This window comes from Methyloglobulus sp., assembly GCF_046714055.1.
Lineage (GTDB): Bacteria > Pseudomonadota > Gammaproteobacteria > Methylococcales > Methylomonadaceae > Methyloglobulus.
In genome coordinates, this window is sequence record NZ_JBKKBJ010000174.1 from 1 (window position 1) to 12,176 (window position 12,176).

Annotated in this window: 16 protein-coding genes; 7 read left to right on the forward strand and 9 right to left on the reverse strand. The window is 45.7% G+C overall.

The genetic code is table 11. The features are described from left to right. Together ACLQ6D_RS10430 and dksA are read right to left on the reverse strand one after the other, a co-directional pair. On the reverse strand, positions 1–520 hold a 520-nt coding region (locus ACLQ6D_RS10430), incomplete at its 3' end, for a glutamate--tRNA ligase family protein (protein ID WP_411727220.1). Positions 521–600: 80 nt separating this feature from the next. Continuing rightward, a complete protein-coding gene (dksA, locus tag ACLQ6D_RS10435; RefSeq protein ID WP_411727221.1) occupies positions 601–1,035 on the reverse strand; it encodes an RNA polymerase-binding protein DksA in 435 nt (144 codons plus the stop codon). 109 nt (positions 1,036–1,144) lie between these two features. Between dksA and ACLQ6D_RS10440 the strand changes: the two genes are divergently transcribed. From ACLQ6D_RS10440 to ACLQ6D_RS10460, 5 genes are all read left to right on the forward strand, one after another. Then, complete coding sequence (locus tag ACLQ6D_RS10440; protein ID WP_411727222.1) at positions 1,145–2,311, forward strand: pyridoxal phosphate-dependent aminotransferase; 1,167 nt, start codon at positions 1,145–1,147, stop codon at positions 2,309–2,311. 29 nt (positions 2,312–2,340) lie between these two features. Further along, positions 2,341–2,664: a rhodanese-like domain-containing protein gene (locus ACLQ6D_RS10445; RefSeq protein ID WP_411727223.1), complete on the forward strand. Its 324-nt coding sequence runs from the start codon at positions 2,341–2,343 to the stop codon at positions 2,662–2,664. Positions 2,665–2,736: 72 nt separating this feature from the next. Beyond that, on the forward strand, positions 2,737–2,913 hold the full coding sequence (locus ACLQ6D_RS10450; RefSeq protein ID WP_411727224.1) for a hypothetical protein: 177 nt from the start codon (positions 2,737–2,739) through the stop codon (positions 2,911–2,913). A gap of 536 nt (positions 2,914–3,449) precedes the next feature. Further along, entirely contained in the window at positions 3,450–4,280 is an 831-nt protein-coding gene (locus ACLQ6D_RS10455; protein WP_411727225.1) for a DUF2971 domain-containing protein, read from the forward strand. 289 nt (positions 4,281–4,569) lie between these two features. Next, positions 4,570–5,394, forward strand: a complete 825-nt coding sequence (locus tag ACLQ6D_RS10460; protein ID WP_411727226.1) for a S1 RNA-binding domain-containing protein — start codon at positions 4,570–4,572, stop codon at positions 5,392–5,394. A gap of 119 nt (positions 5,395–5,513) precedes the next feature. Here ACLQ6D_RS10460 and ACLQ6D_RS10465 read toward each other — a convergent pair whose 3' ends face one another. From ACLQ6D_RS10465 to ACLQ6D_RS10485, 5 genes are all read right to left on the reverse strand, one after another. Next, on the reverse strand, positions 5,514–6,416 hold the full coding sequence (locus ACLQ6D_RS10465) for a cation diffusion facilitator family transporter (protein WP_411727227.1): 903 nt from the start codon (positions 6,414–6,416) through the stop codon (positions 5,514–5,516). 59 nt (positions 6,417–6,475) lie between these two features. Then, on the reverse strand, positions 6,476–6,796 hold the full coding sequence (locus tag ACLQ6D_RS10470; protein WP_411727228.1) for a non-heme iron oxygenase ferredoxin subunit: 321 nt from the start codon (positions 6,794–6,796) through the stop codon (positions 6,476–6,478). Further along, positions 6,781–7,527 carry a class I SAM-dependent methyltransferase gene (locus ACLQ6D_RS10475; RefSeq protein WP_411727234.1) on the reverse strand — a complete coding sequence of 249 codons (747 nt, stop codon included), beginning with the start codon at positions 7,525–7,527 and terminating at the stop codon, positions 6,781–6,783. The genes ACLQ6D_RS10470 and ACLQ6D_RS10475 overlap by 16 nt, the downstream gene beginning before the upstream one ends. A gap of 71 nt (positions 7,528–7,598) precedes the next feature. Continuing rightward, a complete protein-coding gene (sufU, locus tag ACLQ6D_RS10480; RefSeq protein ID WP_411727229.1) occupies positions 7,599–8,051 on the reverse strand; it encodes a Fe-S cluster assembly sulfur transfer protein SufU in 453 nt (150 codons plus the stop codon). Continuing rightward, complete coding sequence (locus tag ACLQ6D_RS10485) at positions 8,051–9,274, reverse strand: SufS family cysteine desulfurase (RefSeq protein WP_411727230.1); 1,224 nt, start codon at positions 9,272–9,274, stop codon at positions 8,051–8,053. Before ACLQ6D_RS10485 ends, sufU begins: the two co-directional genes overlap by 1 nt. A gap of 89 nt (positions 9,275–9,363) precedes the next feature. Here ACLQ6D_RS10485 and ACLQ6D_RS10490 point away from each other — a divergent pair, with 89 nt between their 5' ends. Together ACLQ6D_RS10490 and ACLQ6D_RS10495 are read left to right on the forward strand one after the other, a co-directional pair. Next, positions 9,364–9,549, forward strand: a complete 186-nt coding sequence (locus ACLQ6D_RS10490) for a hypothetical protein (protein ID WP_411727231.1) — start codon at positions 9,364–9,366, stop codon at positions 9,547–9,549. 15 nt (positions 9,550–9,564) lie between these two features. Then, complete coding sequence (locus ACLQ6D_RS10495; protein WP_411727235.1) at positions 9,565–9,924, forward strand: Uma2 family endonuclease; 360 nt, start codon at positions 9,565–9,567, stop codon at positions 9,922–9,924. Here ACLQ6D_RS10495 and sufD read toward each other — a convergent pair. Continuing rightward, positions 9,919–11,301, reverse strand: coding sequence for a Fe-S cluster assembly protein SufD (gene sufD / locus ACLQ6D_RS10500; RefSeq protein ID WP_411727232.1), 1,383 nt, complete (start codon positions 11,299–11,301; stop codon positions 9,919–9,921). The two genes, ACLQ6D_RS10495 and sufD, sit on opposite strands and share 6 nt — an antisense overlap. Then, complete coding sequence (gene sufC, locus ACLQ6D_RS10505) at positions 11,301–12,053, reverse strand: Fe-S cluster assembly ATPase SufC (RefSeq protein ID WP_411727233.1); 753 nt, start codon at positions 12,051–12,053, stop codon at positions 11,301–11,303. The genes sufD and sufC overlap by 1 nt, the downstream gene beginning before the upstream one ends. Positions 12,054–12,176 lie beyond the last annotated feature (123 nt).

Consider the following 12,176-nt stretch of genomic DNA (forward strand, 5'->3'; position numbering starts at 1 on the left):
CATCATCAACCACCACGGCGAACTGGTATGCAATAATCCGGTCTTTGCGCTTTAAGATGAAATCGCCGTGTAGCCTTGCCAGATTATGGCAATTCAAACCCTGCAATTCGTCTTGAAAAGATAAGGCACAGTCGCCAATTTTAAGCCGGATTGCATGGGGCTTATCTGCGGAGATGCGTTTATCCCGACAGATACCGGGATAAATGTTGTGCTTGCTGTTTGTATTATCGTCAGGAAACGGGTCAGCCAACAATTTCCGGCTACAGGTGCAGCGGTAAGTGAGCTGGCTATATGCCAACTCCGTCAAAAAGCTTTCATAGCTGTCAAGATGTTGGCTTTGGTAGTAAACGCTACCGTCCCAATACAGCCCAAAAGCCTCCAAGGTATTTAGGATAGCGGCGACTGAGCCTTCCTTATTGCGGGGCGTATCGAGATCATCAATCCTGAGCAGCCACAAACCCTGATGGTATCGGGCATGGAGATAACTTGCGACCGCTGTAAAAAGAGAACCTAAGTGCAACGGCCCCGTCGGTGATGGGGCAAACCGCCCGATATACCGATCTTGGCCGAAATCAGGAGGGGACAGGTTTTGAATCCGTATTAACCCATCTGTTTTTCACGAATTTCATCGAGCGTTTTACAGTCGATACACAAAGACGCAGTCGGCCTGGCTTCCAGTCGGCGTATCCCTATCTCGATACCGCAAGACTCACAAAAACCATAATTACCGGATTCAATTTCTTTAATGGATTCATCAATTTTCTTGATCAACCTGCGCTCACGGTCACGCGCCCTTAATTCCAGGCTGAATTCCGATTCCTGCGTGGCCCGGTCATTCGGGTCGGGAAAATTGGCGGCATCGTCCTGCATGTGATGGACTGTGCGATCGACCTCCTTCATCAATTCAACTTTCCAATTATTCAAAATGGTCTCAAAATGCTTCAATTGAGCCTCATTCATGTATTCTTCGCCTTCTTGTTCCACATAAGGCTTAAAACTGAAAGGCGACATACCCGCTTTGGGACTATCGATCATCCAAGAACTCCTCAATGACAAAATAATAAACCGCGCATTTTTAGCAGAATAGTAAGCAGTTAGCAAGGATTATTGATATGATTTTGGACAATAAAAAAAACCTGCCCTTATGTTGAGCCGATTAGCAAAACGAACAGCTGATATTGCACCGTTCTATGTCATGGAACTGCTACGGCGTGCCAAGCAATTAGAAAGTCAGGGACGCGACATCATTCACATGGAAATCGGCGAACCCGATTTCGCCACACCGCAAACCATCGTCGATGCCGGTATCAAGCAACTCCAAACCGGCGACATCAAATACACACCCGCTGCCGGATTGCCGGAATTGCGTGAACAAATTGCCGCTTATTATCAAACCCGCTATGGGGTGACTATAGATAAAGGGCGTATATTCGTAACGCCTGGCGCGTCAGGTGCATTTTTGCTGGCACTTGGTGTTAGCGTGAATCCGGGCGATGAGATATTGATGGCCGACCCTTGCTATCCCTGTAACAGTAATTTTATTAGGCTGTTTGAGGGGGAAACCACCACCCTGCCTGTCGATGCCGCATCAGGGTATCAATTGACGGCAGAGTTGATTAAGCAACACTGGAACCCATCCACGAAAGGTGCGTTGATTGCCTCGCCGTCAAATCCTACGGGTACGCTGATCGAGCCCCATGTATTCAATCAATGTATACATACGATTAATGAACGGGGCGGCTGTTTTTATTCGGATGAGATTTATCATGGCCTAGTTTACGGCAAGAATGCACCAACCGCACTTGAATACAGTAGCAATGCCTTTGTCATCAACAGTTTTTCCAAATATTTTGGCATGACTGGATGGCGGGTCGGCTGGCTGATTGCCCCCGATGAGTTCATCGAAGCCATTGAAAAACTGGCGCAAAATATTTTTATTGCGGCTCCAACCCTTTCCCAATATGCAGCGCTGGCAGCTTTTGACGGACATACCCTTGGAGAACTGGAAAAAAGACGGGCTGAATTTGCCGCTAGGCGGGACTTTCTTTACGGTGCGCTGGTGCAGTTAGGGTTTGAAATTCCCGCCAAACCGGACGGCGCTTTTTATATCTATGCGAATTGTGCTAAATTTACCGACGACAGTTATCAATTCGCGCTGGCTCTTTTAGAAACGGAAGGCGTTGCCATAACGCCAGGAAAAGATTTTGGCAGCCATCAAGCCCATCAGCACCTGCGTTTTGCCTACACGACTTCCATCGAACGCATGGCCGTTGCTATGCAGCGTATAGGACGTTTTATTAGCCGGATTTAACAGCCCAAATATAAAAATAAGGGATAACCATGCCAATCACACAACTCTCCGCAACCGAATTAAAAAACAAAATTCAGGATAAAGAGCAGATCTTCCTCTTGGACGTAAGGGAACCCTTTGAATTTGCACACGCCCATATCGCCGAGAGTGTGCTAATACCGCTGAACCAAATTCCACAACGGCTACGGGAACTTGATGTGAACAAGGAAATTGTGCTGATTTGCCATCATGGCATCCGCAGTATGCAAGCTGCCAATTTTCTTGTCCAGGTCGGTTTTAAGCAGGTCAGCAATCTGGTTGGCGGGATTGATGCCTGGTCACTTGAATGTGATAGTTCGGTGGCGAGGTATTAACTACTTTTACAGATTAACAAGTTCGCAGGTTGGGTTAGACGCGCATAACGGTAGGGAGATGAAAATTTCAGGATGCTTGATGCGCGTCATAACCCAACAATCAGCGTTTTGGTCGGTAGCCAATGTTGGGTTACGGGCGGCAAGGGTTCCATACTCTCTGCCGCACTCCCTCCATCCCTGGAGGTCGCACACGAACAATCCGGTGACAATGTTTTAGATATTCGCTATGTGCGTCTAACCCAACCTTAGTATGGTTAATTTTAAGAACTATTAGCCGGTAAATTCGATAAGCTTTAACCGTTCATTGGGAGGCCGACCCAACCTGAGGACTGGTTATAAACCAGAGCCTGTGGCGTAGAATGCCCCCCGCCCTATTCACCCATGCCGTGGAGTATCCGAGGCCTGGAGCCTGCATACACAAGGATGGCGGAAGTGCGGTAGGCAAGTAGGAACTTGCGCTGCTTGCCGGAATCCAGAACACATGGATGTGAAAATAATGTGTCGCTACCGCGACGGTTTTTTAAATGCCAGTTCCCGCACTGGCGGGCGGGATACTTTTCTTTGCTTGTCCAAAGAAAAGTATCCAAAAGAAAAGACCCCCGGATGCTGCTTTCTTCCTGGGCTTCTCGCATTTACCAGGGGTTGTCAAAAGGGACTTCCTGTCCCTTTGACAACGCTCGATATCCGTATCGCGCCCCTAACGGGCTATTCCTGATAAATGCTCCGATGCTCGGCGCGGCATACGGGGAAAATTACTTTGAACTATGGAATAAATTGTAACCAACATGAAAGATTCTGAAAAAATTTGGAGATACATGGATTTAGCAAAGCTTGTTTCTTTGCTTTCTAAAAAGGCTTTATATTTTCCTTGCCCACAAAAATTTGGTGATCCTTTTGAAGGTTACTTTTCAAGGGGTTATTTTAAAGAACGTGCATCTGAAATGATGAAAAAAATAAAGGATACGAAACTTATGAGAGACGGGGCGTTAGCCGATAGTCAAAAGCTAACTCCATATCATCAAGATTATCACAAATTTGTTTTAAAACGTGATCATGCAATTAAAGTATGTGACGAAGCTATTGATGGAATAGATAAAGGTTTAATAACCGCTATAGAAGAAAACAAAATTAAAAACGGGGTAAACTGTTGGCACAAAAGCGAGTATGAATCAGCAGCTATGTGGAACCTATACACAAATGATGGTCAAGGCATTGCTGTTGAATCCACCATTAAACAATTAAAAGATTCAATTATTTGCGAGAGACCATTAATATTTGAAAGCGTTATTTATAGAGCAGAAGACGAGCCAAAAAATGATCAGCACCCCAAACACGATATTCTAATATTCAAGAGAAAGGCTTTTGAGCACGAGAAAGAATTCAGGGCAATAATAGACCTCTGTGATAAAGAAATGGGGGTAGGCACATTTGTCAGATGTGACTTACATAAGCTAATTAATCGCATTCATATTTCACCTTATTTGGAGCCATATTTCGTTGAAATTGTTAAAGAGATTTGTGTAGGAAAAATGCAAAACGTTGATGAGTTAGTAACTCGCTCAAAACTCTTGGACAAACCTGACTATTCAATAAGTGAATTAGCTAACGAGCTTTAATTAAGCCAAGTTGGGTGCATTCCGCACCATAAAAAAACAAATCGTGTAACTGTAAAATATGGTGATGTTACTTATTTTGGTGCGTAAAACGCACCCTACATGGCTTAAAACGCTGGATACCAAACGGGACATGGTGCCCTGTCCGCGAATTTTCATGTATCGTTCAAAAGTTAGGTAGGGTACGCACCGCGTACCTTTTGGGAAGGTGGAAGGTACACCCACTTTGAACGCTTTGTAGTTGTACGCGGTGTGACCCTACTCTATTTTAAAAATCAGACTGTCTACCCTCATGATAGAAATCGGCAAAATCAATACCCTTAAGGTCGCAAGCCGTGTAGCTTCGGAAATTTATCTTGCAAGTAACACATCAGCGAAAGTGCTGCTGGTTGACAAGAAACCGCCGCCGTGTCAGGTGGGCGATGCCCTAGATGTGTTTGTATATGTCGATATGGAAGGCCATTTGGCGGCGACCACAGCGATTCCCAAAGCGCTGGCCGAGGAGATTGCCTGGCTGAAAGTGGTTTCATTGAACTATGTAGGCGCTTTTCTGGACTGGGGATTGCCTAAAGACCTGCTGGTCCCCTTTGGCGAACAACACCATGAACTGGAAGAGGGCAAGTCCTACCTAGTAAAACTGTTTCTTGATGCCCAAAACCGCATCCTTGGCACGACAAAAATTGACAAATTCATCGCCGATGAAGGTTTTTATTTTAAGGTGGGACAAAAAGTTTCCCTGCTTATCGCCGATAAAACAGACTTGGGCATTAAAGCCATCATCAACAACAGGCACTGGGGCATGTTATATCCAAACGAGCTATTCCAGCCCGTGCAAAAAGGCCAAAATCTGGAAGGTTTTATCAAACAAATCCGCGAAGACCACAAAATTGACCTCAGCCTCCATCAACCCGGCTACGGTAAAGTCGATGAACTTACCGACAAAATTTTAAACAGGCTCAAAGACAATCATGGCTTTTTGGCATTGAGCGACAAAAGCCCCCCAGAAACTATTTATAGCGCTTTCGGAGTCAGCAAAAAAGTGTACAAACAGGCAATTGGTGCGTTATATAAAAAGAAATTAGTTTTGATTGAGAAGGATGGGATAAGGCTTGCTTAGATTCAACCCATAAGTGCATTTCATTTTTTAAGAATTAGGATGGTCAGCTGTTGTAAAGTTCTGGCATGGACAACCATAGGTTCATTTTTCAACCGATGTTTAAAACCCCGCATCCAAGTCTAATCTTCATTATCTATTTCAAAAAAAATCCATTTGACGCGGCTGTGTGTTTGTTTGATCTGCCTTTCCATCGCGTTAATTTCATTGACGGCATTTAAAACCGTCATATCCGGTTTGAGTTCGGCTTTGATAGCCACCATGACAGAATTGCCATGGTTAATCGCCCACAGATTAAGCACCCGCAAAACGCAAGGTTGGGCTTCAAGATAAGCCTGCACATTAACCCGAATGTCTTCGGCGGATTCACCAATCAACAGCGAATGCACTTCCGAACCCACGACTATTGCGACAGCAATCAATAATAGGCCAATCAGCATTGAGCCTAACGCATCAAAGGCAGTATTTCCCGTTAACACGGCTAAACCTAAGGTTACCAGCGCAATCACCAAGCCGAGCAAGGCCGCGATATCTTCACCGGTTACCACCATCAATTCGCTGGAATGGGTTTCCTTAAACCACTGCCAAAGTGACCTTACGCCTTTCTCTTCCGCCATTGCCGAAAAAGCGCCTTTCAAGGAAAAGGCCTCCATGCAAACGGCAATCAATAAGACCAACAAAGCGATATTGGCATTCTCTATTGCGTGGGGATGTAGGTACCGTTCCCAACCTTCATGGACGGCAAACACCCCGCCCACCGAAAACAGGATAAACGCCACCATCATCGACCAGATATAAGATTCGCGCTCATAACCCATGGGGTGTTTTCGGGTCGCGTTCCTTGCCGACCGTCTCATGCCAATCAGCAATAACACTTGGTTTCCGCAATCGGCGTATGAATGGATTGCTTCTGCCAACATGGAACCCGAACCCGTCCAAACGGCTGCGCCGGTTTTGGCTAGGGCAATGCCTAAATTAGCTGAAAATGCGTAAAGGACTGCTTTTGTAGAGTTGCTGTGTGCCATTTATATATTTAAAGGTAGGAATTAGGATTCTAGGTTGTTTTACTTTGATTGTCAGCATATCAGTCCCAACGCCAGTCCCTGACCTGCACTAACCCATTTTCGATCTTGACAGGAAAACAGGCAACGCCTTCATAGGCAGGCGGGGATTTTACCGCACCAGTTTTCACGCAAAACCTGGCTCCGTGGCGTGGACAAATGATCTCATCGCCATCCAGTTCACCGCTGGCAAGCTCTGCCCCGTCATGTGTGCAAATATCTTCAATGGCATAAAATTGCCCGTCAATTTTAAATACCGCTACGTCTGTGCCATCGACTTCAACAACGACATGTTCACCATCAGCCAAGGCTGTTCGTTCAATTACATCTATCCATTCAGACATTTCATTGACACCCCGTTTTGTGTTAAATATACATCGTACCGTAATAGTTTACCTTGGAAGCTCTCATTCGGTCTGCCACCCAATGGCTCGGCATAACCGGGACTTTTCACTACCACACGTTTACCCGCTATTTTTAAGGCGGTTGCAAACAACTGTTCCTTATCGGCATCATCGCCCACTAGATCGCGTAAAACCACGATAGCTTTTTTAGCCAAGGCCGATTTTTTGCGCTTGGGCGGAAACATGGGGTCAAGGTAGATGCAATCGGGCTTAACTGGCAGTTGCTCTAGTATGTCAATAGCATTACCTGTCAGTAACTGCGGCGGCGCTAAATTAAGTTGGCGCATCCAGTCCGGTTTAGCCAATCGAGCAAAACCATCCGCCAACAATACCGCCATGACTGGCGAATGCTCCACACATACGACTTCATAACCCATACGGAACATGGCAAGGCTATCCTGACCCCAACCCGCAGTGGCGTCAACTACCGTCCTTGTTTTGCGCCCCAATGCCTGCGCCAAAGGACCACTTTTGGCGATAGGCCAAGAACGTTGCTCCCCATGCCGGTGCTCTATATCGACAGTTAACCCGCGTTTCTTAATGTTTTCCCTGTCCAGTAACGACAAACAGCCTTCGCGCCAGCTTAGAAACAAGTTTTCTGGAATATTGGCATTAAGCGATTGATACAAAGGAACGGCCAGTCTTTCTGCAAGTTGTTGGAAGAGTAGAATATCGCCCTGGCCTTCATAAAGTACAGCTAGTTTTCCCGTGTATTTTTGATTTGAAGTTTTCGTGGCAATAGTTACTCTGTGGAAATCGATTTTTGTTCGTTTTTCAGGGCGGCATCTAGTGTATGCCAAGCTAATGTGGCACATTTTACCCTTGCAGGATACTCGCGTACACCCGCTAAAACCGCCAATTTGCCTACCGCTTCCAGATTGATTTCTTCATCTTTGCCGGTAGTCATTTCATGAAATTTTTTAAATAACTCCTCGGCTTCCTGTCCTGTTTTACCTTTAACAATCTCGGTCATCAATGAAACCGATGCGGTTGATATGGCGCAACCGGAACCTTGAAAACTGGCATCGACAATCCTGTCGTCATCCATTTTCAAGTATAATGTCAACCGGTCACCACATAAAGGATTGAACCCTTCGACTTGCCGGTCAGCATCCGCCATAATCCGAAAATTACGTGGATTCCTGTTGTGGTCGAATATGACCTCTTGGTAGAGGTCGCGTAGATCTTCAAACATTAACCAAATACCTCAATCAGGGACTCAATCCCTTGCATCAACACATCAATTTCTTCTTTGGTGTTATACATGGCGAATGAAGCCCTTGCTGTTGCTGGAACACCGTAAAAATCCATCACTGGCATGGCACAATGATGTCCCGCCCTGATCGCTATCCCCAAGCTATCCAACATCGTGCCTATATCATGGGGATGGATTCTAGCCAACACAAAAGACAAGATGGCGCCCTTGTCTTCAGCCTCACCAATAATCCTTAGACCTTTAATTTGCCTGGCTTGTTGCGTGGCATAAGCCAATAATTCAGCTTCGTAAGCGGCAATGTTAGCCATGCCGATTTCATTCAGATAATCAATAGCAGCGCCAAGCCCAACCACATCAGCAATATTGGGCGTTCCGGCTTCAAACTTGTAGGGCAGCGTATTATATTCGGTCGCTTCAAAGGTCACTTTGCGGATCATATCGCCGCCGCCTTGATAGGGTGGCATGGCTTCCAGTAAAGCCTGTTTGCCATACAACACACCAATCCCTGATGGGGCATAAAGCTTATGCCCTGAAAACACATAAAAATCACAATCCAAACCCTGCATATCCACTGGCATGTGAGGGATAGCCTGCGCCCCATCCAGCAATACCGGAATATTTTTATCATGGGCAAGCGCTATGATCTTTTTAACCGGATTGATCGACCCCAAGGCATTGGACATATGTACAACCGAGACCAATTTAGTCCTATCGCTGAGCAGTTTTTCAAACTCAGCGAATATCAACTCACCTTGCAGGTTGATCGGCGCCACTTTTAATGCCGCACCTGTTTGCTCGCATAACATTTGCCAAGGCACAATATTGGAATGGTGTTCCATTGCGGTGATTAAAATCTCGTCACCTGCTTTGATATTGGCCTTGCCATAAGCCTGCGCGACAAGATTGATGGCTTCGGTGGCGCCCCTGACAAAAATAATTTCTTTTTCGCTGGCCGCATTGATGAAATCTTTAACTTTGGTTCGTGCGCCTTCAAACTTATCTGTAGAGCGCACACTTAAGGTATGTACGCCGCGATGCACGTTGGCGTAGTCATGGCTGTAGAAATGCACGATACTGTCGATAACCGCTTTCGGCTTTTGGCAAGTGGCGGCATTATCCAGATAAACCAAAGGCTTGTTGCGTATTTTCTCGGCTAATATGGGGAAGTCTGCACGAATTTTTGCTACAGGGATTGTTGTCATAGTTTAGTCTGTTCGGATTTTGATGTGTTGCTTATTCGTTAACAGCGCATTATATTTGTTTATGATTCTAATTAGGTTTGCTTGCACTTATGGCCATTGTTAATCCTACCAAACACTTAACCGACCTCGATGAATGGCGCAGATTGGGCGAGGCTAATATTTTTCCACCTGGAAGCCGGATTGAACTGATTAATGGAGAAATTTTAGACATGGCACCGATAGGCTTTAATCACGCAGGTCACTTAAAACGCATTAATAATGTACTGACGCTTTAGGTTGCCGGTAATGCTATTGTTAGCGTACAAGACCCACTCCAACTCGGCGACATTTCCGAACCGGAACCCGATTTCATGCTGCTAAAGCCGAATGCCGATTATTACTCATCCCGTCACCCAATGGCTGACGATGTCTTATTGTTAATCGAAGTCTCCGACACATCATTACAATTTGACCAAAATCAGAAGCTACGCTTATACGTACTACACAACATCCCCGAATACTGGCTGCTAAACCTGAACGATGTTTGCCTGGAGGTGTATCGCAAACCTAACGGCGAAGTGTATGCTGAAAAAACCACTTTATACCCCGGCGATAGCGTGACTTTATCGCAACTCACAGACATCAGCATTCAGGTGTCCGATATTCTATAGCCACTCTTTATCAACACCTTCCTGGGGGAACCGTGCCAGCACCTGCTCCAAAACCTTATCGTGCAGGCTTTTAATCTTGATCTTATCGACCATTTCGTTAGCAAACGCAAACGTCAGCATATTGCGTGCAGTTTCTTCATCAACGCAACGTGATTGCAGGTAAAAAATGGATTTTTGATCCAATTGTCCAACCGTCACCCCATGTCCGCATTTCACATCATCCGCATAGATTTCCAGTTGCGGCTTGGTATCTGCCTCTGCTTCGTTTGACAACAACAGATTACGGTTATTCATTTGTGAATCGGTTTTTTGTGCATTTTCTGCGACGATGACACGCCCCTGAAAAACACCTCTGGCCCGGTCATCCAACACCCCTTTGTACATTTCCCTACTGATTGCATGGGGTTTGGTATGATTGATGCGGGTATGGTTATCGAGATGCTGGCGTTTTACGCCAAGATACAGCCCATTCAATTCGCACTCAGAAGCCATATCCAGATCGGTGTGTATATCGCACCGCGCCAACAAGCCGCCAAAGGCAAAGTTGTGATGTGTAAACCGTGCATCTTGTGCTTGCTTAATATAAGTACCACCAAAATGATAGGCTTTTTCAGACTCACACTGCATTTTATATAGCGTTAGATAGGCACAAGCCTCGACAAACACTTCCGTGACGGCTGCTGTCAGATAAGCGTTCGCCGCGCCAGTTCCCGACTGGCTCGCGGCATACACACCATCCCTGGCAATATCCATCCCGGCAAACGTCTCTATGACTTGCGCTTCTGCCATTTCATCAACAATGATTACATTGCGCGTGGTAGCCATTGCATCGGCTTCAGTCACGATATTCAGTAATTGTATCGGTTTGGCTAAAACTTGTTTGGCAGGAACGTGTACAAATACGCCATCGGTAAACCATGCGGTATTGAAGGCGACTAAGCTATGTTCAGCATTTGTAACCGTGCGACACAGATGGTTTTCCAGTAGAGACGCAAGATTTTGTGTCTCTACTAACGCATCCGCCATGCTCATGATTAAAACGCCTTCAGGCAAACCGTCTAACAGAGAATGCTCTGCTGAAAAATGACCATTGACCAACACCGCTGACCAAGCATCTTCCGGTTGAAAAGATTTCAGCCAATCTTTATCGACTGGACTTGTCGATAAAGTTGCCGAAGGCGCAAATAGCTTCTTCTCAATAGCAGACACATTCGTGTAACGCCATTCTTCCTCTCGCGGTGTCGGAAAACCCTGTACTGAGAATTTAGCTAAGGCATCTCGCCTTAACTGCTGTAACCACGACAACGTCTGCCCCGGTAAGGTGGGCGCTATCGTTTCATATTCAGCCACATAACGGCTAGGTGTTACTGTACTCATTAAGCTGCCACCTGACCTTCTAGCCAACTGTAACCTTTTTCTTCCAACTCCAATGCCAACCCGGGGCCACCGGATTTAACAATCTGGCCATTTGTAAGCACATGCACGAAGTCAGGCTTGATGTAATCCAGCAAACGCTGGTAATGCGTGATCATCACAAAGGCGCGGTCAGTCGAACGCAAGGAGTTAACACCTTCTGCAACCACTTTTAGGGCATCAATATCCAAGCCGGAATCGGTTTCATCCATGATGCACAGCTTGGGTTCCAGAATGGCCATTTGCAAGATTTCGTTACGTTTTTTCTCACCGCCGGAAAAGCCTTCGTTGACGGCGCGATAAAGGAATTTTTCATCCATTTCCAGTAATTTAACCTTGTGTTTTACCAAGGTTAAAAAATCCATTGCATCCACTTCCGGCTGGCCGTGATGTTTGCGGATAGCATTAAGCCCCGCTTTCAACAGATAAATATTACTGACACCAGGAATTTCAACCGGATATTGAAACGCCAGGAAAACGCCTTCCCTTGCCCGGATTTCAGGAGCCATCTCGGTCAAATCTGAACCTTGATACATGACTGTACCTTGGGTAATTTCATAGCCGCTTTTACCGGACAATATGTGCGATAAGGTGCTTTTACCCGAACCGTTAGGCCCCATAATCGCATGGATTTCACCCGCTTTTACGTGTAGGTTAATGCCCTTGAGAATAGGCTTGTCACCTACGCTGACGTGGAGGTTTTCTATGTGGAGCATGTATTTTACCATTTATGTTAAAAGCTATTTAAGCCTTAGCCTTTTATTAAGTAGGTATATGAATTTAACTCATCAAAAATGCGTTTATTTGTTCCTCTAATTTATTATTGTTCTCTCTTAAGC